21 protein-coding genes are annotated in these 21,362 nt (G+C 68.1%); 6 read left to right on the top strand and 15 right to left on the bottom strand.

Annotated elements, in window-relative coordinates; translation table 11 throughout:
* Positions 1–4 precede the first annotated feature (4 nt).
* On the bottom strand, positions 5–2,137 hold the full coding sequence (locus C492_RS02365) for a hydrogenase iron-sulfur subunit (protein ID WP_008420170.1): 2,133 nt from the start codon (positions 2,135–2,137) through the stop codon (positions 5–7).
* A 230-nt stretch (positions 2,138–2,367) separates the two neighbouring features.
* Here C492_RS02365 and C492_RS02360 point away from each other — a divergent pair, with 230 nt between their 5' ends.
* Genes C492_RS02360 through C492_RS02345 form a run of 4 tightly spaced genes read left to right on the top strand, consistent with a single transcriptional unit; the run spans position 2,368 to position 7,821 of the window.
* A complete protein-coding gene (locus tag C492_RS02360) occupies positions 2,368–5,628 on the top strand; it encodes a molybdopterin-dependent oxidoreductase (protein ID WP_008420169.1) in 3,261 nt (1,086 codons plus the stop codon).
* Positions 5,629–5,630: 2 nt separating this feature from the next.
* Positions 5,631–6,305, top strand: a complete 675-nt coding sequence (locus tag C492_RS02355; protein ID WP_008420168.1) for a 4Fe-4S dicluster domain-containing protein — start codon at positions 5,631–5,633, stop codon at positions 6,303–6,305.
* Positions 6,302–6,727 carry a hypothetical protein gene (locus C492_RS02350; protein WP_008420167.1) on the top strand — a complete coding sequence of 142 codons (426 nt, stop codon included), beginning with the start codon at positions 6,302–6,304 and terminating at the stop codon, positions 6,725–6,727. Before C492_RS02355 ends, C492_RS02350 begins: the two co-directional genes overlap by 4 nt.
* The gene (locus tag C492_RS02345; RefSeq protein WP_008420166.1) at positions 6,724–7,821 is read left to right on the top strand and encodes a cytochrome b/b6 domain-containing protein; all 1,098 of its coding nucleotides are present in this window, start codon (positions 6,724–6,726) and stop codon (positions 7,819–7,821) included. Before C492_RS02350 ends, C492_RS02345 begins: the two co-directional genes overlap by 4 nt.
* A gap of 72 nt (positions 7,822–7,893) precedes the next feature.
* Here C492_RS02345 and C492_RS02340 read toward each other — a convergent pair whose 3' ends face one another.
* Together C492_RS02340 and C492_RS02335 are read right to left on the bottom strand one after the other, a co-directional pair.
* Positions 7,894–8,082: a hypothetical protein gene (locus C492_RS02340; protein WP_008420165.1), complete on the bottom strand. Its 189-nt coding sequence runs from the start codon at positions 8,080–8,082 to the stop codon at positions 7,894–7,896.
* 119 nt (positions 8,083–8,201) lie between these two features.
* On the bottom strand, positions 8,202–8,600 hold the full coding sequence (locus tag C492_RS02335) for a hypothetical protein (protein WP_008420164.1): 399 nt from the start codon (positions 8,598–8,600) through the stop codon (positions 8,202–8,204).
* 93 nt (positions 8,601–8,693) lie between these two features.
* On the opposite strand from C492_RS02335, the gene C492_RS02330 reads away from it, so the two are divergent.
* Positions 8,694–8,876 (top strand): hypothetical protein, encoded by a 183-nt coding sequence (locus C492_RS02330; RefSeq protein ID WP_152424786.1) that lies wholly within the window; start codon positions 8,694–8,696, stop codon positions 8,874–8,876.
* A gap of 386 nt (positions 8,877–9,262) precedes the next feature.
* Positions 9,263–9,430 (top strand): hypothetical protein, encoded by a 168-nt coding sequence (locus tag C492_RS24080; RefSeq protein ID WP_160166958.1) that lies wholly within the window; start codon positions 9,263–9,265, stop codon positions 9,428–9,430.
* Here C492_RS24080 and trpB read toward each other — a convergent pair.
* The 12 genes from trpB to C492_RS02275 form a co-directional block, all read right to left on the bottom strand.
* Positions 9,427–10,578, bottom strand: a complete 1,152-nt coding sequence (gene trpB, locus C492_RS02320; RefSeq protein WP_008420159.1) for a tryptophan synthase subunit beta — start codon at positions 10,576–10,578, stop codon at positions 9,427–9,429. The two genes, C492_RS24080 and trpB, sit on opposite strands and share 4 nt — an antisense overlap.
* A gap of 188 nt (positions 10,579–10,766) precedes the next feature.
* A complete protein-coding gene (locus C492_RS02315; RefSeq protein WP_008420158.1) occupies positions 10,767–11,600 on the bottom strand; it encodes a phosphate ABC transporter ATP-binding protein in 834 nt (277 codons plus the stop codon).
* Positions 11,597–12,457 (bottom strand): PstA family ABC transporter permease, encoded by an 861-nt coding sequence (locus C492_RS02310; protein WP_008420155.1) that lies wholly within the window; start codon positions 12,455–12,457, stop codon positions 11,597–11,599. Before C492_RS02310 ends, C492_RS02315 begins: the two co-directional genes overlap by 4 nt.
* The gene (gene pstC / locus C492_RS02305) at positions 12,457–13,389 is read right to left on the bottom strand and encodes a phosphate ABC transporter permease subunit PstC (RefSeq protein WP_008420153.1); all 933 of its coding nucleotides are present in this window, start codon (positions 13,387–13,389) and stop codon (positions 12,457–12,459) included. The genes C492_RS02310 and pstC overlap by 1 nt, the downstream gene beginning before the upstream one ends.
* Positions 13,390–14,370 carry a PstS family phosphate ABC transporter substrate-binding protein gene (locus C492_RS02300; protein ID WP_083898730.1) on the bottom strand — a complete coding sequence of 327 codons (981 nt, stop codon included), beginning with the start codon at positions 14,368–14,370 and terminating at the stop codon, positions 13,390–13,392.
* Positions 14,371–14,730: 360 nt separating this feature from the next.
* Complete coding sequence (locus tag C492_RS02295) at positions 14,731–15,714, bottom strand: YeiH family protein (RefSeq protein WP_008420146.1); 984 nt, start codon at positions 15,712–15,714, stop codon at positions 14,731–14,733.
* A gap of 4 nt (positions 15,715–15,718) precedes the next feature.
* Positions 15,719–15,859, bottom strand: a complete 141-nt coding sequence (locus tag C492_RS24415) for a hypothetical protein (RefSeq protein ID WP_008420145.1) — start codon at positions 15,857–15,859, stop codon at positions 15,719–15,721.
* Positions 15,860–16,149: 290 nt separating this feature from the next.
* On the bottom strand, positions 16,150–16,866 hold the full coding sequence (locus tag C492_RS02290) for a hypothetical protein (protein ID WP_008420143.1): 717 nt from the start codon (positions 16,864–16,866) through the stop codon (positions 16,150–16,152).
* A 78-nt stretch (positions 16,867–16,944) separates the two neighbouring features.
* A complete protein-coding gene (folP, locus tag C492_RS02285) occupies positions 16,945–19,419 on the bottom strand; it encodes a dihydropteroate synthase (RefSeq protein WP_008420141.1) in 2,475 nt (824 codons plus the stop codon).
* A gap of 114 nt (positions 19,420–19,533) precedes the next feature.
* Positions 19,534–19,851, bottom strand: coding sequence for a hypothetical protein (locus C492_RS25075; RefSeq protein WP_008420138.1), 318 nt, complete (start codon positions 19,849–19,851; stop codon positions 19,534–19,536).
* A gap of 72 nt (positions 19,852–19,923) precedes the next feature.
* Positions 19,924–20,394, bottom strand: coding sequence for a DUF5518 domain-containing protein (locus tag C492_RS25070; RefSeq protein WP_008420136.1), 471 nt, complete (start codon positions 20,392–20,394; stop codon positions 19,924–19,926).
* Between the two features lie 138 nt (positions 20,395–20,532).
* Complete coding sequence (locus C492_RS02275) at positions 20,533–21,315, bottom strand: ABC transporter ATP-binding protein (protein WP_008420134.1); 783 nt, start codon at positions 21,313–21,315, stop codon at positions 20,533–20,535.
* Positions 21,316–21,362 lie beyond the last annotated feature (47 nt).

The following is a 21,362-nucleotide window of genomic DNA, read 5'->3' as shown; positions in this document are numbered from 1 at the left end:
CCGATCACTCGCCGCTCCGGTCGTACAGTAACTTCGATCGACACTCCGAGCAGTAGTCGAAGATGCTCCCCTCGGCCTGGGGGGCCATCCCCGAGACGAGGTCGCCGACCTCGCCTTTGATTCGCTCCGCGGAGCGCTCGCTCGTGAACTCCGTTCCGCAGCTGCGACACTCGAGCATCGATCCCTCGAACACCGTTTCCCAGGCGGGATCCTCCTCGTCGCGGTTCTCCGGCAAGAGCGAGAGGTCCAGTCCCTGCTCGACGGTGATGGCGTCCTCCATGCAGCCCTCCTCGCAGAGCTCGCAGTTGACACAGCGCTCGTGGTTGAACTCGAGGCCCGTCTCGATCCGGCGCAGCGCGTCGGTCGGACAGAGGTTCGAACACGTCGGGGTCAGCGTACAGGCGTCGGTGACGTCGACGACGCCGAAGTCCTTCAGCCCGCGGATCACCTCCCGTTCGGGCTCGACGTGGGCGAGGATCGCCCGCACGCTCTCGAGGGTCCAGCCGTGACTGTCGAACGGCGGGTTCTCCCTGTCGGGGTCGTCGATCCCGCCCTCGGCCTCGTGTTCGCCCGCGGGAACGGGCGTCGGCTCGAGCCCGTCGACGAACGCGGTCAGCGAGTCGACGAACGCCTCGGGCTCGTCGGGATCGGGCGCGAAGAACTCGACGCGTTTGCCCAGGCCGAGGTCGGTCGTCGCGCGCTCGAGGCGCTCGACCAGCTCGGCCTTCGGATCGGGTCCGGAGTGCAGACAGCTCCCGCCGCAGCCGACGATCGCGACGCCGTCGGCACCGGCCGCCAGCGCGTGCATCGCGTGGGCCTCGCCGACCGTATCCGTGCAGTTGACCCGCACGGGAAGGATCGGCGGGTACTCGACGTCGGCCCGCCCCGCGGCCGCGAGCCGACCGTACTCCCGGAGGGCGTCCTCGGCCCGCTCCGAGCAGACGAACGCGACGACGGCGTCGTCGATGCCCGACCCCGAGCGACCCGGGAGCCAGCTCCGCTCGACCTCGTCGGGCACCAGCAGCGTCTCGACCTCGCGGGCGAGGCGCTCGTTGCTGGGCTCGCGCAGCCGCGTGGCGCCCGTCGGACAGGAACTCGTGCAGGCCCCGCAGTTCTGACAGAGCTCCTCGCGGAACTCGACCTCGTCGATCCGCGCGCGCTCGACCGCGCCGTGGGGGCAGGCCTCGACGCACTCGTTACAGCCCGCCTGGCTCGAGGCTCCCGCGGCGCAGACGTCCATCTCGAGGTCCAGAAATTCGGGTTTCGTGACCCCGCCGAGCTGGCGTTCGATCGCCGACACCTTCGCGGGGGTGATCGGCGCGGTGTAGAACCCGAGCCGGCCGCCGCGGGCCGAGTCGGTCGCCTCGGGGTAGACGACCTGGTCGGCCTCGAGGGTGCGCTCGGCGCCCTCGAGTTCGATGGCGTCGGTCGGACACAGCTCGGGCAGCGACTCGTCGTCGACGTCGGGGTCGAGGTCGACGGGGTGGCGGGTCGCCTTCCCGTCGGGGGCCTCGCGGACGCACTCCATACAGGAGATGCAGTCGTCGGTGACGCGGCTTCGCACGCGCAACTCGAACTCGCCGAAACTGCCCTCGACCTCGACGACGCGACCGCGTTCGACCGTCACGTCCTCGAGGTCGTACTCGGTGTCCGCGAAGTCGCGGCCGTCAGCGATCAGGGTCACGTCGGCGCCCTCGGCGAGTCCCGCAGCGGTCTCGGGGTCGCCGACGACCGCGACCCGCTCGCCAGCCTCGTGGGTGAGCGATCGACCGACCGACTCGTTCTCGAGGCCGGCGTTCGCCGCGTTGACCAGCCGCGCGGTCTTGGCGGTCGCCTCCGACTCGCCGTGGACCCAGCCCGCGCTCTCGCGCTGGTCGACGAACTCGACGGCGTCGGGGTGTAGCCCCCGCTCGGTCGCCGCCTCGCGGATTCGCTCCTGGGCGCTCGCCTCGGGACAGGTGACGATGAGCTGGTCCAGTTCGTGCTCCTCGACGACGTGTTCCATCCCCTCGAGTCCGTCCCCGCAGAGCAGCCGCGAGCTGGCGGCGACGTCGACGTCGTCGATCCCCTCACGCGCCGCCTCGAGATCGATATCGCAGGTCCCGGCACACGAGCAGACGAAGGCCCCAGTGTTCATAGACAACTCCGTCTTTGCGTCGATTATGAAAGATGTTTCGCGTTAGCCCGATAACTGTTTTCGAGTCGTCCTCGCCTGAATGGGAAAACGAGAAAAACGTTACATCATTGTGTAAAACATCTAATGGATAGCGCTACATACACAACGTTTATGATCAACAAACCGGTCCATGCGGATACTGTGGACGTATCGGATATGTACTACGATCTCTCACCAGTAAGGGGGCCACGATGAGTGCTGAACCGGTAACGCTCGACCTCGACCGGCGGTCGTTCATGAAGGCGTCCGCGCTGGCCGGGGCGACGATCCTCGGCAGCGGGGCGACGGGTCGCGTCCTGAGCCAGGACGAGGACGAACCCGAGGGGGTTCACGACGACGCCGAGACCTCGAAGGTCATCTGTAACTACTGTTCGGTCGGCTGCGGGTTCAAGGCCGTCAAGGACGGCGACTCCTTCGTCGCCCAGGAGTCCTGGACGGAGAACCCGATCAACAACGGGTCGCTGTGCTCGAAGGGGGCAAGCATCCTCGAGACCGAACACTCGGACAAGCGACTCAAGCACCCGATGCGGAAGGTCGACGGCGAGTGGCGAAAGATCACCTGGAACCGAGCCTACGAGCTCATCGCCGAGCAACACCAGGAGATCCTCGAGGAGTACGGGCCCGACAGCGTAATGTTGCTCGGCAGCGCCCACCACTCCAACGAGGAGGCCTACGCGTTCCGCAAGCTGGGCGCGTTCATGGCCACGAACAACGTCGATCACCAGGCCCGGATCTGTCACTCTCCGACCGTCGCCGGCCTCGCGAACACCTGGGGCTTCGGCGCGATGACGAACACGGTCAACGACTACCGCAACTTCGATCTCAACATCATCATCGGGCAAAACCCCGCCGAGGCCCACCCGGTGGCGATGCAACACATCCTCGAGGGGCAGGCCCGCGGCGGAACGATCGTCTCGATCGACCCCCGGTACACGAAGACGTCCTCGCACGCCGACTACTTCTACCGCATGCGACCCGGCACGGACGTCGCGATCATGATGGGGCTGATCAACTACCTCGACCAGCAGGGCGAGCTCGACGAGGAGATGCTCGAGGGCCGCGTCAACGGCTGGGAGGACGCCTACGCTGAGCTCGAGCGCTACGACCTCGAGACGGTCTCGGAGCTCACCTGGCTCGACGTCGAGGACCTCGAGGAGATCGGCGACATGATCATCGAGAACAAGCCCAACGTCCAAATCGAGTGGGCGATGGGCGGGACCCAGCACAACAACGGCACCCAGAACATTCGTTCCTACGCTCTGCTCAGCCTGGCCTCGGGGAGCGCGGCCCGTTCGGGCGGCGGGCTGCAGGTCATGCGCGGCCACGCGAACGTCCAGGGAGCGACGGACATGGGCGTCGACGCCGCGTACCTGCCCGGCTACTACTCGGTAACCTCCCCCGGCTCCTGGACCCACTGGACGAACGTCTGGTCCGAGAGCCCTTGGACCGACGGCACCACCGACTTCGACGAGCTCTACAACCGGTTCGGCACGATGCCCGAGGACCTCTGGAACGACCTGGGTGAGGAGGAGGAGACGGTGCCGGCCGCCGAGGTCGACCTCGAGGTCCAGGACGAACTCGGCGAGGACCAGCCCGACTCCCACCGGCCGGAGGAGGTGACGACCCGGTCGATGATGTTCCAGCCGGGGCTGACGGTCGCTCGCTGGTACGAGGCGGCACTCGGACAGGGAGATCGGCTCCACGAGTCGAACCTCTACCAGCCCGATCCGCTGAAGATGGCCTTCTTCTGGGGACACTCGGCCAATTCCATCAGCGAGATGGAGAAGATGAAGCGGGCGATGGAGTCCCTCGAGATGATGGTCGTCGTCGACGTCTTCCCCTCGGTCGCAGGGACGCTGCCGGACGACTCGGACGTCCTGTTGTTGCCGGCCTCGAGCCAGTACGAGCACTACCGCTCGCTGACGAACACCCACCGATCGGTGCAGTGGAGCGAACCCGCCGGCCCGCCGGCGCACAACTCCAAGCCCGACCTGCAGATCATGCAGGAGCTGGCCGACGCGCTCGGCTTCGGCGAGCACTTCAACTGGGGGAGCGGCGACGGCCTCTACAACGGCAAGAGCACCTACGAGGACGCGCTCCGGGAGATCAACCTGGGGGCGCGCTCGATCGGTTACCAGCAGTCCCCGGAGAAGCTCCAGCAACACCGAGAGTACGACCACCTCTTCAGCACGGAGGACCTGCGCGCCGACGCGCCGGGGACGCCCGTCGACGGCGAGTACTGGTCGCTACCCTGGCCCTACTGGGGCGAGGGCCACACCGGCACGCCGATCATCTGGCGCGACGACATGGACCCCCGCGAGGGCGGACACGACTTCCGCACCAACTGGGGGATCCAGGCGCCGACGCCCGACGAGTGGGGCGAGATGGACATCGACCAGGAGTACCCGCTCGCCGAGACCTACGACGAACGCGGCGAGGAGGGGCTGGACATGCTCCGGGAGCCGTACGAACCCGAGTGGTGGGACGGCGAGGTCGAGGGGGTTCCGCAGTACCCCCACTACACGACGGTGCTGCCCGACGACGTCTCCGAACCCCACCAGATGACCCTCCCCGTCGAGTACGCCTTGAGCGAGGACCAGTCGCCGCTAGACGCCGCACAGGCCCTCGAGGAGGAGTACGACCACGACCTCGACATGGAGTTCTGGGAGGAGTTCGACAGCGCCCAGCCCGACCCGCCGACGGGGCGAGGGAAGGCCCGGGCGGTCGCCTGGAACTTCCTCGACACCGTTCCCGTCCACCGGGAACCGATCCAGAGCCCCCACCTCGAGATCACCGAGGAGTGGCCGGCCAACGGCCAGCAGCAGAACGTCTTCCGACTCGACCAGAACAACGCCGCGACCCAACAGGAGGCGACCCAGCGCGTCCACGAGGAGGAGTTCGACGTCATCATGACCTCCGGACGCCAGGTCGAACACCAGGGCGGGGGCTCCGAGACGCGGAACAATCCGCTGACCGCCGACCTCCAGCCCCACATGTACGCCGAGATCCACCCCGATATGGCCGAGGAGCTCGGGATCACCGGCGGCGAGGACATGGTCATCATCGAGCCCGCCGGCGCGGGCAAGAGCGCGATCCTGGTGAAAGCGAAAGTCGACTACCGGACCGAAACCGCCGAACCCCACCCCAACGAGATCTTCCTGCCGTACCACTGGGGCGGCGTCTTCGCCGGCAAAGACCAGCGCGACCAGTGGCCCGACGGCACCGAACCGCTGGCGATCGGCGACTCGACGAACGTGGTCACCGCCAGCGGGTTCGACGCCGAGACCCAGATGCAGGAGACGAAAGTCGGGATGGTCCGGGTGTTGCCGGCCACGCCCGAACGAATCGAGGAGTACGACATGGAGTTCATCGACTTCCCGCAGGACGAGGCGGAGCTCGGACTCCAGAAACAGTACGACGTGCGAGAGCACGACATGCTCGCTGACGACTAACGATGTCTACGAACGAATCACAACGAAACCGAATCGGCGACGGGACGATGGGCGTCGGAGAGGGAATGCGCCTGTTTCCCGACGTCGAGGCCTGTATCGACTGCGGCGCCTGCGTCGTCGCGTGCAAACGGACCTGGGACGTCGAGCCCCAGCGCGAACGGATCGACGTCGTGAAGATGCTCGAGGGCCGCGAGGCCGAGTCGGGATACAACGGCCAGCAGACCAAGGCCCTCGAGGACGGGGTCAACCCCGGCGAGACGAACCTGCCGATGCAGTGTTACCACTGCGCGGAGGCTCCCTGCGTCTCGGTCTGCCCGACCGACGCCCTGCAAAAGAGCGACGACGGCTTCGTCGACCTCGAGGAGGACCTCTGCGTCGGCTGTCAGTACTGTCTGTCGGGCTGTCCGTTCGGCGCGCCCCAGTTCCCCGAAAGCAACGACGGATCGGCGAGCATCGTCGGCACCGGCGGCACGATGGACAAGTGTACCGGCTGCAAGGAGCGCCAGGAGGTCGGCAAGGCGCCTGCCTGCGTCGACGAGTGTGCGACGAACGCCCTGCTCGTCGGCTCCGCCGGCGACATCGCCGACGAACTCGACAAGCGCGACAGCGGCTCCTTCTTCAACGAGGAGTCGATGCGGATCATCTTCGGCGAGGACGCCGACCTCTTCGAATCATGAGCGGGGACGAGACGCGCGCCGACGACTCGGACGGGACCGACGGGCTCCTCTCCGATACGGCGGCGTTCTGGATCGCCGCGATCGCAGGCCTCGTCGTCGCCGTCGGCTCGGTCTGGCTGTCCCAGGGGCCGTTCTACCAGACGGTACTCCGGGTTCGGCCGACCGTTTCCGGCGGCGGCGTCGGCACCGGCTGGGTCACCGGCAACACCGAGCCGCTTCTCAACGCGCTGATCTCGGTGCTTCACTTCGCCGACGTGATCATGGGCGTGTTCATCATCCTGATGGTAGTCGTCCACTGGGCCGCGTTCCGCCGGCTCGCCGACCGTATGCGACCGCCCGGGGGCGCCGAGCCGGCGGCCCGAGCCGACGGCGGCGACCGGGCCGCCGAGTCCGACCGCACCAGCGGGGGTGACCGCGCGTGACGAACCTCGACCACGGCAAGTTCTCTCGAGTCACGACCACCTTCCACTCGCTGCTGGCGCTGACGGTGTTCTTCCTGTTCTTTACGGGGTACGCCATCGCCTTCAACGCGGAACTGTGGTGGCTCGTCGAGTTGATGGGCGGCAACGAGTGGGTGCTCACGATCCACCGCGCCGCCGGCTTCTCGCTCATCGTGTTGACCGTCTTCTGGGTGCTGTTCATGCTGCTTCGGGCCTCGAGTCGTTCGAACCTGCGCGAGGTCCTGCCCAAGCCGAAGGCGGATCTGATGGCCTTCGTCCAGGACGTCAAGTTCGCGCTCGGGTACGCCGACGAGCGCCACCCTCACGCCAGGCAGTTCGCCGGCTACAAGGCCGACGAGGTCCCGCTGCTGTCGTACGTCGGGAAGGGCGTCATCGCCATCTTCACCGTCGAACTCGTCTTGCTGATGGTCTCGGGGCTGCTCATCTGGCAGAAGACCTGGCTGATGGAGTTTTACAACTCCCAGTCGGTCGCGATGGGGTTCGTCGCGTTCCACGGCCTGCTCGGGGTTATCATGCTGATGGGCGTGATGTTTCACACCTTCGAGCACGCCTGTCACCCGGCCTTCTACCCCGTCGAGATGAAGGCGTTCCTGCCGAAGAAGGACACGCCGAACTTCCACGGCGATCCCGACGAGTACGAGACGACCGGGATCGAACGGCTGCGGCTCAAGCCGACCTGGAAGTGGGCGACGAACCTGCTTGGCGCGATGGTCATCGTCGGTATCGCCGGCGTGCTCGCCGGCAGCATGAGCTACGGCGGCTACCCGATTCCGGACNCGACGAACCTGCTTGGCGCGATGGTCATCGTCGGTATCGCCGGCGTGCTCGCCGGCAGCATGAGCTACGGCGGCTACCCGATTCCGGACACCCTCGCCTTCGCCGACGGGAACATGTTCCGAACGATCGCGATCAACGTCGGAATGCTCGTGTTGTTCATCGGGCTCGCGCTCTCGATGTACGGCAACATCCTGCGCGTGCGGTACCTGAAACAGCGCCAACAGCAGGCCCAGGCCGAGCGAGACGGCGTCGCGACCGACGGCGGCTCGCAAGAATAACGCGCTCGAGCGCGAGCGCCCAAAACTCCGTCAGATTCGCCCTAACGACGACCGGAAGGCCGTCCGTCTCCCTCAGTCGTCCGCGTCCTCGAACCCCTCCGGACTGGCCTCGATGATCCGGAGCGCGCCGTCGCCGCACTGACACGCTCCGCTTCCGATCGGGTTGATCTCGCCGCCGGAATCGACGTGTGCGGCGTGGACCGTCTCGCAGTTCTCGCAGATCGCCGCGACTCGATCGCTTTCCTGTCTTCTATTCGCCATGTATCTACTGTCGTGATTATCCGGGTTAAAACGCCGGCCTTACTGAAACGCAACGATCACGTCGCCTGACGACCGGTAGCAGCGACGTCAAAACCGCGGCGAAAAGGCGAAACCGAGACTCAGGAGAGGATCTGTTCGCTGTCGGGTGAGAGGTCGACGCCGACGTCCTGGCGGGTCTGGGCGTCGATCTGATCGATGTTCCGCGTGAGCACCTCGAGGATGTCGTCGGGATCGGGGTAGACCAGGACGTTGCCGTCGTCGTCCTCCATCACCAGCTGGGTGTCGTTCATCTGGATCTGGTCGTTCTCGATGTCGGCGACGTAGACGGTCAGTGCCTCCGCGCCGCCCCGGTCGCCCTCCTCGACCATCGAGATGTACAGCGAGTCGATGCCGATGAGGTCTTTGTACTCGCGGATCTGTTCGGCGCAGGCGACCATATCCTCCGTGACCGCCGTCTTCTGGGGATTGCCGTGCTCGCCGTTGTAGCAGTGTTTGCACACCCGCAGTTCCATCCGCATGGACCTCGGTAGCCCGCGAGCGCATTATAATCGTTCGATCGGCGCCGAGGGCGGTTCCAAACGTTTAGGATGGCGGGCCGACTGTACCGACGTATGCTTCCGTCGATCTACGTCGCGTACGCCGGAATCGCGCTCCTCGCGTTGCTCGGGTGTCTGGTCGCGCTCGTCGCCACGACCAAAGATACCGTCGGGGGGTACGGAACGAAGGGCGACGCGGCGCTGATGGCGGTCGTCTTCGCGTTCGCAGCAGTGACGATCGTCACCTCGATCCCGTAGCGTTCGTCCCGCCTCTCGATGACCGCTACCGACTCCGGGTTCCCCGTCGCTCGCGGCGCGGCCAGCGGCATCTGCGCCTGGCTCGGCGGGTATCTGCTGGTCTACCTGCTGACCGCCGAGGCGGTTCGGACCTCGACGCTCGCCCGGCTGATCGCGTCGGTAACCGGCGGGGACGAGTGGCGGGTGGTCGGCTGGCTGTTCTACGGCGCCCACCTCTCGCCCAGCACCGTTCCGGAGCTGTTCGGCGGCGAGACGGTCAACCTCGTCAGCGCGATGAACGACGTGAGCGCGCTGCTCGTCGCCTGTCTCTTATACACATCTNTGCCGTTCGGATCGGCGAGCCGAGGCTGCCGACGACCGCCGCCGCGATCCACGGACTCGCCGTCGTGCTCGGCTACCTCCCCGCGGCGCTGGTCGGTCTGATCCTCCTGACGGTCGACGCGAGCGGCCTCTCGGCGGGCCCGACGCCGGTCTCGGCGATCGGGCTCGTCGGCGTCGTCTATCCGGCCGCGTTCGGTCCGCTCGGCGCGCTCGTCGGGAACCGCCTCCCCTAGAGGCTGAACTTCCGCGCCGCGGTCTCCATGTCCTTGTCGCCCCGTCCCGAGAGGTTCACGAGGATCGTTTCGTGGGCGCCGTCCTCCGCGAGTTCGATCGCGCGGGCGACCGCGTGGCTCGACTCCAGCGCCGGGATGATCCCCTCGGTCTCGCTCAGTTCCCGGAACGCCGCCAGCGCCGCGTCGTCGGTGACGGCGGTGTACTCGCAACGGCCGACGGCCCGGAACATCGCGTGTTCGGGACCGACGCCGGGGTAGTCCAGCCCCGCCGAGACGGAGTGGACCTCGACGTCGTCCTCGAGCACCCGCGTTTTCATTCCGTGGAGGGTGTCGTCGGTGCCGCTGGCCAGGGGCGCCGCGTGACGCGTCGAGTCCGCTCCCTCGCCCCCACCCTCGGCGCCGTAGAAGGCGACGTCGTCCTCGCGGAAGGCGTGGAAGAGCCCGATCGCGTTCGACCCCCCGCCGACGCAGGCGACCGCGGCGTCGGGCAGGTCGCCCGTCCGCTCGCGGAACTGCTCGCGGGCCTCCTCGCCGATCACGCTCTGGAAGTCCCGGACCATCCGCGGGAACGGGTCCGGCCCGACGACGCTGCCGACCAGGTAGTGCGTATCCGCGACGTTTTCGGCGAAGTCCTCGAGGGCGGCGTCGACGGCGTCGGCCAGCCCCGCATCGCCGCGTGCGACCTCGTTGACCTCGGCGCCGAGCAGGCGCATCCTGAAGACGTTCATCTCCTGGCGGGCGACGTCCTTCTCGCCCATGTAGATCTCCGTCTCGAGGTCGAGCAGGGCGCCCGCCATCGCCGTCGCGACGCCGTGCTGGCCCGCGCCGGTCTCGGCGATCAGTCGCTCGCGACCCGAGCGCTTGGCGAGCAGCGCCTGCCCGAGGACGTTGTTGATCTTGTGGGCGCCGCCGTGGAGCAGGTCCTCGCGCTTGAGGTAGATCTCGGCGCCGTAGCGCTCGCTCAGACTGCGGGCGCGGTACAGCGGGGTCGGCCGCCCCGCGAAGTCCTCGAGGAGCTCTCGCAGGTCGGCCCGAAACTCCTCGGTCGCGCCGACCTCGTCGTAGGCGTTGGCCAGTTGCTCGAGCGGGTCGCGAAGTGGTTCCGGAACGTGTCGTCCCCCGTAGCCCTCGAAGTTGCCGTCGGACATGGCGAACCGTTTCGCGCTGACGGTAAAGTATGTTCCGCGGCTCGACTCGAGCGGGCGTCGACCGTCATCGCGTAGTGAGCTGGCGGAAACGCCGCCCGGCTGACGGCCGCATACCGCCGTCCGAAACCGCCTCGAGCGCGAGCGGTGCGACGGTGGCGGGTCCGCCGTCTCGAGACCGAACCGACCGACTACCGACTGGCGACGGGGGGCTCGTCGGTCGCGGCCTCCTCGCTCGGCTCGTCGTCGTAGTCGACCGCGGTGTGTCCCTTCACGAACTCCCGAGTCCGCTCGTGTTGGGGATTCTCGAAGAACGAGCGCGTGTCGCTGGCCTCGACGAGCTCCCCGAGATAGAGGAAGATCACGTCGTCGGCGAGGCGCTTGGCCTGGTCCATGCTGTGGGTGACCATGACGATGGTGTACTCCTCTTTGAGGTTCTCGAGGGTCTCCTCGACCTGCTCGGCCGAGATCGGGTCCAGCGCGGAGGTGACCTCGTCACAGAGCAGGACCTCGGGCTCGACGGCCAGCGACCGGGCGAGACAGAGCCGCTGGATCTGTCCGGTCGAGAGCTCGGCGCCCGGGTCCTCGAGCCGATCTTTCACCTCGTCCCAGAGGTTGACCTTCCGGAGGTAGCGCTCGACGAGGTCGTCGAGTTCCGCCCTCGAGTAATCGCCGTGGATCTTCGCGCCGTAGGCGACGTTGTTGTAGATCGACAACGGCAGCGCCGTCGGCGTCTGGGGGACGTAGCCGACCCGGCGGCGGATCTCGGGCAGCGGCTCGTCGGTGTCGTAGATCGCCTCGTCGCCGAGGTAGACCTCGCCGTCGATCTCGGCGTTGGGCTGGATCTCGTGCAGGCGGTTCAGCGACTTCAGCAGCGTCGACTTGCCACAGCCCGAGGGACCGATGATCGCCGTCAGCTTGTTCTCGTCGAACGCGACGCTGACGCCGTCGAGCGCGGTCACGTCTCGGTTGCCGGTGTACGTTACCTCGAGGTCGTCGGTACGGATTGCGGTGTCGTCTGTCATGAGTGTCTGCCTCCTGGTGCGAAGCGGGCGAATCTCCCCGCGAGGAGCTTCGAGACGAGTATCAACCCGAGCACGGCGACGATCAGGACGAACGACGCCGCGTAGGCGTGCGAGCGGACTTCGGCGTTGAACGACGACGCCTGCTCGAAGATGAGGATCGGCAGCGTCGTCGCGGAGTCGAACGGGCCGCCGGGCATCTGGGTGCTTCGGCCGGCCGTGAAGAGGACGGTGGCGGCGTCGCCGATCCCGCGGGCGAAGCCCATGATGATCCCGGCGATGACGCCCGGCAGCGCCGCGCGGACGGTCATCCGGGCGGTCTCGAACCGGGTAGCGCCGAGGCCGTAGGACGCCTCCCTGACCGTGTCGGGAGCCGAGCGAAGCGCCTCGTCGGCGTACCGCGTCATGATCGGGTACTGGAAGATCGCGATCGCGACCGTCCCGAAGATCAGGCTCGTCTGGGCGCCGGCGGCGATGATGAGCGTCAGCACGAACACCCCGTAGACGATCGGCGGCGTCCCCCAGAGCACGTTCAGGAACATGTTGATCACGTCCGAGGTGCGCTCGCTCGAGTAGTCGCTCTGGAGGTAGATCGCCGTCGAGATCGCCAGGATCGAGGCGACCACGGTGGCGGGAACGACGATGTAGATGCTGCCCAGCACGGCGTGGAAGAACCCGCCGCCGCCGTCTAACATGTACCGCGAGCCCGGCGGTGTCAGCGCGACCGCGGGATCGGTGACGAAGACGCGTCCGCCCCGGTAGAGCGTGACGCCGACGACGAGCGCGAGCACCGCGAGGACGAGCGCGGCGCTGGCCCGGGCGAGGAGGCCGAACAGGCGCTGTTCGGTGTAGCGGTCCATCAGTACTGCCACCTCCGTTGCAGGCGGCGACGGACGAGCATCGCCCCGAAGTTAAAGAGCCAGACGATCACCAGCAACATCAGTCCGACCAGGATCAGCGCCGACTGGGTCAGCGGGATCGACATCAGCTCGCCGAAGTCGTTGACGATCAGCGTCGGCAGCGTCTGGCCCGCGTCGAACGGGCTCTCCGGGATCGCCGTCTGGCCGCCGATGAGCATCGCGGGAACGATCGTCGCGCCGAAGACGCGCCCGAAGCCGAGCAGAATCGCGGAGAAGATGCCCGGGCCCGCCGCCCGCAGCAGCACCGTTCGAATGGTCTCCCACTTCGTCGCGCCGACGCCCAGCGACGACTCCCGGAGCTCGTCGGGCAGGGCCTCGAGCGATTCGACCGACAGCGAGATCATGAAGGGTGTGACGATGATCGCCATCACGAGGCTGACCGTCACGATCCCCAGGCCGATGCTGTGGGCGCCGACGGCCGGCGCGAGGTAGTCGCCGACGAACGGGACGACGACGATCAGGCCGACGAGCCCGAAGATCACGCTCGGGATCGCCGCGAGCAGATCGATGAACGACGAGATGAGCACCTTCGTTCGCCCCTCCGCGTACTCCGCGATGTAGATCGCCGCGAGGAGCGCGATCGGCGTCCCCATCGCCATCGAGAGGGCGGTGACGTAGATCGTGCCGACGATCGCCGGCAGGAACCCGAACTCGTCGGCCGCGGGGTCCCAGTTCGCCGAGGTCACCATCTCGAGCAGCGAGTGCTCGGCGACGACCGGGAGCGACCGCTGGACGAGCGTCAGGACGATCAGCCCGAACAGCGCGACCGCGAAGAGGCCGGCGCCGACCAGCCAGTAACTGCTCAGACGCTCGAGCAGGAGCCGTCGGTCGAGCCGGCTCGAGTTCTCCGATCGGGTTTCGGTCGTCCCCATCTATGAGGCCTCCGCGAGGATCTCGCGCTGTTTCTCGAGTTTCTCGTCACCGATCGGCGCGTACCCGTTCTCGCGGACGTACTGCTGGCCCTCGGTGAGCACCCACTCGACGAAGTCGGCGGCGGCGTCGTCGAACTCCCCGTTCGCGGCCAGGTACATGTCGCGCGCCGGCGGCGAGGGGTACCGCCCGTCTTCGACGGCGGTGAGGAAGTCGTCGCGGGTGTCGTAGAAGTCCTCCTCCGAGGCGAGGGTCCCGTTCCCGTCGCGGTCCAGCGGAACGGGTCGGATGTTCATCTCGAGGTCGCCCGTGTTGAAGTCGTAGACGTAGTTGATGTTGTTCAGCGAGATGGCGTGAGTGTCGTTGTTGATCGCCTGCGCGACCTGCTGGTCGCCGTCGAAGTTCCCGTCGGCCATGTCCTCGAGTTCGCTTTCGGTGTAGCCGCCGAGGAACTCGCCCCACTTCTGGTAGGCTGCCGAGGAGTCCGAGCGCCCGTAGACGAAGATCGGTTCGTCGACGTCGGGCTCGACGACCTCGTTCCAGTTCGTGATCTCCTTGCTGAAAATCGCCGCGAGCTCGTCCTGGGTGAGCCCGTGCTCCCGGAGTTCGTCGTACACCGGATTGTTGACGTTGATCGTGCCGACGACGGTGTCGATGAGCATCGCGGTCGCGACGAGTCCCTGCTCGAGTTCGGCCTCCTCGGGGCCTCGCCCCATCATCGCGACGTCGACTTGCTCGTTCAACACGTCCGAGACGCCGACGCCGGTGCCGCCTCCCGAGACGTCGATTTCGACGTCGCGCTCGTCGGTGTAGATGTCGGCCCAGACCTGTACCATCGGCAGCGGGCCGACGCCCCCCGAGATGCGTATCGTCGGCCCCGAGCCGGAGTCGGAATTCGACCCGGCGAGACACCCCGAGAGCGCGACCGCAGAACCGGCCCCGAGTGCGGTCAGTGCAGAGCGACGCGAGTAACCCCGTTCCATGCGTGCCCCATCCTACCCACTAGACGTTTGTATCCCCTCGTTAGCCTGCAATTATTTGGTTTTCAACCCGAAACCAGCAAAGCTCTCGCACGAACGCGAACGCGTCCCGCGGTTTGGCGGGTCGGCCCCGATCTCGCCGTTTCCGTCACTTTCGGCCGAACGGACGGCGGACGACCCGTTCGCGGCGACGATCCGCGATCGCCCGACTCGCTCGTCCGAGCGGATTCTCGCCCGTTCGCGCCCGAACTGCGCCGTTTCTCCGGGAGCGGCGCCGTCTCGAACCGGTAGCAAGTATTGCCGCAGACTTCGACGGGAATCCGACTGCGTCGGCGGGTGAGCGGCCTTGCAGCGCCGTTACGGTCAGAACAGCGCCGCGAGGACGACGAGCGAAACCGTGCTGGCGACGAACAACGCGAGCAAGACGACCAGCGCGGGTGTCAGCCCCGTACTCCGGAGTTCGGCGAGTTGAATCTCCGTTCCCAGACCCACGAACGCGAGCACGAACAGCCAGTTGTAGGCGTTCTCGAGGGAGGCCTGCTGGGCCGGCGAGAAGACGCCGGCGCTGGCCAGCGCGACGAGCGCGAGAAAGCCGAGCACGAACTTCGGAAACTCGTCCCAGAGGGTCCGCAGGGAGGGACGCCCGGCCGAGTCCGAGCGAGCGTAGTAGCTCGCGTACGCGATGACGACGGCGCCGATCAGGGCGTTCCGCGACAGTTTCGCCATCGTGGCCCACTGGCCGGCGACCTCCGAGTGGGCGAACCCGACCGCGACGACCGGACCCGTCGAGAACATGCTGACGCCGGCCCAGACGCCGAAGACGACGTCGGAGAGGCCGAGCAAGTCGCCGACGAGCGGGTAGACGACGATGGTGATCGCGTCGAACAGCAACACCGTCGCCGCCGCGTAGGCGATCTGGTCCTCCCGAGCGCGGATCGCGCCGGCGACCGCGACGACCGCGGAGACGCCACAGATACCCGATCCGGCCGCCAGCAGCGAGCCGAGTCGCTCGGCGAGTCCGAAGACGTTGCGCGCGAGGAGTTCGACGACCAGGACCGTCATCGCCGTCACGCCGACGACGACCAGCAGGACGGTCCCGCCGACCTCGAGGACGGTCTCAAGGGTCAGCGACGCGCCCATGAGGACGATCCCGGCGCCGAGCCAGAGCTTGTGGGTACCGATCCCCGGCTCGAGCCGATCGGGGACGCCCACGGCGTTGGCCAGGACGAATCCGAGCGCGATGGCGACGAGCAGGTGGTTGGGACCGAGCGTCAGCTCGATCGCGCGCGCGAGAACGCCGCCGAGACCGAGCGCGACCAGTCCCGGGAGAAACCGCGTGATCGACATCTCGCTACCAGGGGATCTGCAGTTCGAAGACGGCGACCGTGGCGACGGTCGCGGCTCCGACGGCGACGCTCTGCCAGTCGCGCTCGAGTCCCGTCCACCGCGATCGAACGGCCGCGGCGCGCCGACGCAGTCGATCGAAAGACATCCGTGTTGATTCTTCGGACCGGCGCACTTAACCCTTGTCGATACCGTCGGAGACGGAGGAAAGGATTGCTGGTAGCTGTGACGGCTTCGTCGTAGGCGGGAGCCGATATTGCGACAGTCCGTGACACGGCATTCGATTTGCCGGTATCTACGTCGGTCGCCGATCAAACCTGCCGCGTTCGCGGTCGGAAGTCGCGCCCGGCGCGTCCTCGAGGCGGCCGCGGCGCGCTCGCGGTAGCGGGCACGCCCGGTAACGGTCGACGAAAAGCAGGAGCCGGACCGCCCTCGACGTCAGTTCTCTTCGCCGTCCTCGTCCTCGTCGTCCTCGTCGTCGGGTTCGACCTTCATGTCCGAGGCGTCCTCCTCGGGGGTTTCCTCGGGTTCGTTCGCGTCGGTCTGGGTCGGCTGGGCCTGCTCGGGGTCGGGACCGGTCGCCTCCGCGGTCTCCTCGGCCATCGCGGTTTCGGAGACGTCGACCGTCGTCTCGTCCCCGTCGGTGGTTCGGCGGGGATCCTCGTCGTCTTTCCCCGCGTCCGGTTTCGTGCGAGTGCCCTCCTCTTCGGGATCGTCGGTGAACTCGATATCGCCGTCGTGGTCGTCGTCGGCCTCGCCGAGCTGGGGTTCCTCGTCGACGTTGCCCGCCGCGTCGATCTGGGACTCGTGGCCGGCGTCGGGGCGCTCGGCCGCGGCCGCGGCTTCGTCGCTGGTCTCCTTGTCGTCGGTATCGCCCTCGATCTCCTCGAGATCGGGCTCGAACGTCGTCCCCTCGTTCCCGCGGCGCTGCCGGAGCCCGATACCGACGAGCCCGGCGCCGATGGCGGCCTTCGGGATCGCCCGGAACTGTCCGCGAACGAGCGACCGGAGCGTCGACAGCAACAGCAACCCGCCGCCGACCACGGCGAGACGCCCGTCGCGGACGCTCCCCCCGGCTATCTCGCTCACCGCGTCCACCGGGTCGTCGGGCAGTTCGTCCTCGATCTGCAGATCGTGATCGTGTTCGTCTGTCATAGATTGGCCTCGAGCACGCTTCGCTCACGGGCAGTACCGGGCCCCGACAGTTGAAGCTTTGACCGGCAACTGCGCCGGTTACCACTCGAATCGGTCCGGGTCGCGCGCCGCCAGCGCCGTCCGCACTGCGGCGACGTTCTCGGGCACGTCGTGGACCCGAACGAGGTCGGCGCCCCGCTCGGTTGCGATCGCGCTCGCCGCGACCGTCGCCTCGAGGCGCTCGCCCGCGTCCCGACCGAGGTGTGCGAACATCGACTTGCGGGAGTGGCCGAACAGGATCGGACAGCCCAGCGCCCGGAACTCCCCGAGCCGATCGAGCAGTTCGAAGCTCTCGCGAGCCGACTTGGCGAAGCCGATCCCCGGGTCGACGACGATGTCCCCGCGCTCGAGGCCCGCCTTCTCCGCCAGCAGGATCCGCTCTCGAAGCTGGTCGATCACGTCCTCGACGACGTCGTCGTACTCGACGTCGCGGTCCGGGACGACGGGCGCGTCGACGCTGTGCATCACGACCAGGGTCGCGTCGTGGTCGGCGACGACGAAACGCATCTCGGGATCCTCGAGCCCGGAGACGTCGTTGATGATGTCCGCGCCGGCCTCCAGCGCCGCCTCGGCGACGGTCGCCCGCCGCGTGTCGATCGAGAGCGGGACGTCGAAGTCGGCCAGCGCCTCGACGACGGGGACGACGCGGTCGATCTCCTCCTCGACGGGGACCGGGTCGGCGCCGGGTCGCGTCGACTCGCCGCCGATGTCGATCACGTCGGCGCCGGCCTCGACCATCGCCTCCGCGCGGGCGACCGCGTCCTCGAGGGAGTCGTACTCGCCGCCGTCGTGGAAGCTGTCGGGCGTGACGTTGAGGATGCCCATGACGGCGGTTCGGTCGGCCCAGGGGGGCGACGAGCCGTCGTCCGAGGGCGGGCCGGGGTCGGTTTCGGCCCCGTCCTCGAGCTCGAGCGTGCGCTCGAGCTCCCGACCGATCGCGGCCAGCCCGTCCGAGCGGGCCGCGAGGCGATCGACGAGTTCCGCGAACTGCTCGAGGGTGCCCGTCAGGACGGCGTCGATCCGCTCGTCGCTCCGCCGGAGCCCCGAGAGGGTACACTCCCCGCCGAGCCGGCACAGCTCGGTCCGCAGCGCCGTCGCCCGCTCGTAGCGAAGCGAGGTCTTCACCACCCGGTGGACCGCCGCGTCGGTCGCGTCGTCGACGTCGTCCTCGGTCGCGTGGGCCCCCGAGAGCACCTCGCGGGCGTCGCCGCGGTCGCGGATCCGCTTTGGCACCTGCAGGTCGGTCCACCGCGAGCGGGCCTCGGCGACGGCGAACAGCGACCCGGTCACGAGGACGCAGTCGTCGGCGCCGCCGTCCGCGATCGCTGCCTCGAGGGCGTCCCGAACGTCGGGGATAGCCCGCACGTCGGGGACCCCGGTTCGCTCGAACACCGTCGCGAGGACGTCGCCGTCTTCGGCCCGGTCGAGCGCCGGTTCCGCGGCGATCGCCGTATCGGGAGTCGGCAGCGCGTCGGCGATCCCCGCGACGTCCTTGTCGTGCATCACGCCGGCGACGAGGGTGAGCTCGTCGTAGTCGTACTCCGACAGGGTCTCGGCCAGCCCCTCGCAGGCGCCCGGGTTGTGCGCGCCGTCGAGCACCACCAGCGGCTCGGTCTCGAGCACCTCGAATCGCCCGGGCCAGTGGGCGCTTCGCAGCCCCCGCCGGAGCTCCTCGTCCGTGACGTCCGCAACCTGCCGGGCCAGCGTCGCCGCGATACCCGCGTTCGTCGCCTGGTGGCGCCCGAGCAGCGGGAGCCGCGCCTCGAGAGGGTCGCCGTCGTCGATCGAGACGACGGCCTCGGTGTGGTTCACCCGTCCCTCGTAGGCGACGCCGACGTCGGGCTCCGACCCGTCCCGACCGCCGAACCTGACGGTGACGACCTCGTCGGCGACCTGGCGGACACCCTCCAGGGCCTCGCCGGAAGCGCCGGTAACCAGCGGCGCGCCCGCGGGCGCCACGTGGGCCTTGTCGCGGGCGATCTCGGCCTCGGTGTCGCCGAGGATGCCCGTGTGCTCCAGGGTGACGCTCGTGACCGCGCTCGCGACGGGATCGACGACGCTGGTCGCGTCGTAGCGCCCGCCGATGCCGACCTCGAGGACGGCGACGTCGACGTCGGCGCGGTCGAACTCCCGGATCGCCATCGCGGTCAGCACCTCGAAGAACGTCGGGGACTCGCCGTCCGCGGCCCGCTCGGTGACGTGGTCGCGAACCGATTCGACGAACGAGCGGACCGACGACTTCGGGATCTTCCGGCCGTCGACCCGGATCCGTTCCCGCAGGTCCTCGAGGTGCGGCGAGGTGTAGAGCCCGACCGAGAGCCCGGCCTCCCGCAGCGTCCGCTCGACCATCCGTGCCGTGCTCCCCTTCCCGTTCGACCCCGCGATCTGGACGAAATCGACGCCCTCCTGGGGGTCCTCGAGGTGGGCGAGCAGCCGGGCCGTCGACTCCGTCCCCGGTTTGGGACGGAACCGACGCAACCCGAACAGAAACTCCGCCGCCTCGTGATACTCCATACCACCACCACGGCGGCGGCCGCGCTTAGGAATGTCGGACTGCCGGCTCGCGACCACTATGGCTATCCCGCGTTCGCCGGCGAAGCGCCCGCCGCGCGAGGCGACGCCCTCGAGCTACGACGTCTCGAGGCGGCGGTACCTGTTCGCGAGGGAGACGACCGCCGTTGCCCAGAGGACGGCCAGAAAGGCGACCGCGGCCGGGGCCGAGGGACGCGGCGAGTTCCAGAGGAGCGCAGCGACGTACGCGACGGCGAACCCGCAGAGGGGAACGCCGACGTACGCCCACACGTTCGGGAGCCACGCCGACCCGCGTCGGTGAACGGTCGCGTCGACGAACACGCCGAGGAGGGCGGGCACCGAGAGGAGGGCGGCACAGACGACCAGGAGCGCGACGGCGAGCCCCGCTCGGCCGTCGGAGTCGACGACTCCCACGGCGAGCGCGACCGTCGGCGCCAGCAGGACGTACCCGAGGACGGGCAGCCACCACCGCGACTCGAGCGCCCCTCACTGGTGGCCGTCCTTGCGGTTCGCGGTTCGGCGATCGGGGTCGGCTCGTCGACGGATCCAGCCGACGAGCGCGGCCGTCCCCGCGGTCACCAGAACGGTAAGCGCCGCGCCGACCGCGACGACGAACGGAGCCAGGACGACGGCCACCGCCGTCACCGTCGTCGATGCGGTACCGATCGTCGAAACCGTAGTGGCGGCGTACAGCAACACTGTCGCGACCGACGCGGCGAGGCCGGCTCGGACGCCGGCGCGACGAACTCGAGTCGCACAGTCGCCGTAGCGATACCCCACGAGCGTCCCGGCGACCAGCAATGGCAGCCCCGAGACGCTGCCGCCGACCGCGGTCGTTCCCTCGGGCGACTGCCAGGAGAGAGCGACCGTAAACGGTACCGTCGCGAGCCCGACGACGAGCGCGAACCGCAACGGGTCGCCGCCGGACTCCTCGCGGCGGCTTCGAAGGGGGACCATACCCCACCGATCGTATCTCGAAGTTGAATATATTCCGTTGTTAACCAATATCGGAGTTGAATATATCTCGTTGTTAACTACTACCCGAGGGCGGTTCCTCCGGGCGATCGGAGGGCGGACCCCGACCGCACGCGCCGGCTACTCCGGCCGCGGCTCCGTCGAGCGCTCGGTCGCGGGCGTCTCTCGAGTGACCTCGAGGAAGGCGTCCTCGAGGCTGCGGGTCTCGCCGGTCTCGGCGCGGGACTTGAGCGTCTCGGGGTCGCCCTGGGCGACGAGTTCGCCCTCGTGGATCACGCCGATCTCGTCGGCCAGTTCGTCGACGACGGGGAGGATGTGCGTCGAGAGGACGATCGTCATCTCCCGGTCCGCGAGGTCGGCGATCGTCTCCCGCATCGTCCGCGCGGCGCGGGGGTCCAGTCCGCTGGTGGGCTCGTCGAGGAAGGCGACGACGGGCTCGTGCAACACCGCCTGGATAACCCCGACCTTCTGGCGCATCCCTTTCGAGTAGCCCTCGATGCGCCTGTCGGCGTCCGCGAGCAGGTCGAAGCGCTCGAGCAGCGACCCGATGCGCTCCGCTGACTCGTCCTCGGGGAGGTCCCGAAGGCCGGCGGCGTACTCGAGCTGTTCGCGGGCGGTGAGCTCGTCGTAGATCGGCGGCTCCTCGGGCAGGTAACCGATGTGGGGGGTGACGGCCTCGCGGTCGGCGATCGGCTCCCCCGCGACCCGCCCCGTGCCCGAAGTCGGGCGGGTGAGCGTCGTCAGCATCCGCATCGTGGTCGTCTTTCCGGCCCCGTTTGGACCCAGGAAGCCGTACACCGTCCCGCGGTCGACGGTCATCGTCAGCCCGTCGACCGCCGTCGTCTCCCCGTACCGCTTGGTTAGTTCGTCGGTCCGGATCGCGAGAACATCGGCGCCGTCCATACCCCTCCGTCCGTCGCTGGTTACGTAAAACCGACAGATCGGACGTC

Origin of the sequence: Natronococcus jeotgali DSM 18795, from assembly GCF_000337695.1 — an archaeon.
In the GTDB taxonomy this organism is placed as follows: domain Archaea; phylum Halobacteriota; class Halobacteria; order Halobacteriales; family Natrialbaceae; genus Natronococcus; species Natronococcus jeotgali.
Note: the sequence above shows the minus strand (reverse complement) of the source record. Positions and strands in the feature narration are given on the sequence as shown.

Coding starts and splice junctions, on each gene's coding strand:
- C492_RS02365 (WP_008420170.1), bottom strand. CDS start 2,137: ATGAACACTGGGGCCTTCGTCTGCTCGTGTGCCGGGACCTGCGATATC.
- C492_RS02360 (WP_008420169.1), top strand. CDS start 2,368: ATGAGTGCTGAACCGGTAACGCTCGACCTCGACCGGCGGTCGTTCATG.
- C492_RS02355 (WP_008420168.1), top strand. CDS start 5,631: ATGTCTACGAACGAATCACAACGAAACCGAATCGGCGACGGGACGATG.
- C492_RS02350 (WP_008420167.1), top strand. CDS start 6,302: ATGAGCGGGGACGAGACGCGCGCCGACGACTCGGACGGGACCGACGGG.
- C492_RS02340 (WP_008420165.1), bottom strand. CDS start 8,082: ATGGCGAATAGAAGACAGGAAAGCGATCGAGTCGCGGCGATCTGCGAG.
- C492_RS02335 (WP_008420164.1), bottom strand. CDS start 8,600: ATGCGGATGGAACTGCGGGTGTGCAAACACTGCTACAACGGCGAGCAC.
- C492_RS02330 (WP_152424786.1), top strand. CDS start 8,694: ATGCTTCCGTCGATCTACGTCGCGTACGCCGGAATCGCGCTCCTCGCG.
- trpB (WP_008420159.1), bottom strand. CDS start 10,578: ATGTCCGACGGCAACTTCGAGGGCTACGGGGGACGACACGTTCCGGAA.
- C492_RS02315 (WP_008420158.1), bottom strand. CDS start 11,600: ATGACAGACGACACCGCAATCCGTACCGACGACCTCGAGGTAACGTAC.
- C492_RS02310 (WP_008420155.1), bottom strand. CDS start 12,457: ATGGACCGCTACACCGAACAGCGCCTGTTCGGCCTCCTCGCCCGGGCC.
- pstC (WP_008420153.1), bottom strand. CDS start 13,389: ATGGGGACGACCGAAACCCGATCGGAGAACTCGAGCCGGCTCGACCGA.
- C492_RS02300 (WP_083898730.1), bottom strand. CDS start 14,370: ATGGAACGGGGTTACTCGCGTCGCTCTGCACTGACCGCACTCGGGGCC.
- C492_RS02295 (WP_008420146.1), bottom strand. CDS start 15,714: ATGTCGATCACGCGGTTTCTCCCGGGACTGGTCGCGCTCGGTCTCGGC.
- C492_RS24415 (WP_008420145.1), bottom strand. CDS start 15,859: ATGTCTTTCGATCGACTGCGTCGGCGCGCCGCGGCCGTTCGATCGCGG.
- C492_RS02290 (WP_008420143.1), bottom strand. CDS start 16,866: ATGACAGACGAACACGATCACGATCTGCAGATCGAGGACGAACTGCCC.
- folP (WP_008420141.1), bottom strand. CDS start 19,419: ATGGAGTATCACGAGGCGGCGGAGTTTCTGTTCGGGTTGCGTCGGTTC.
- C492_RS25070 (WP_008420136.1), bottom strand. CDS start 20,394: ATGGTCCCCCTTCGAAGCCGCCGCGAGGAGTCCGGCGGCGACCCGTTG.
- C492_RS02275 (WP_008420134.1), bottom strand. CDS start 21,315: ATGGACGGCGCCGATGTTCTCGCGATCCGGACCGACGAACTAACCAAG.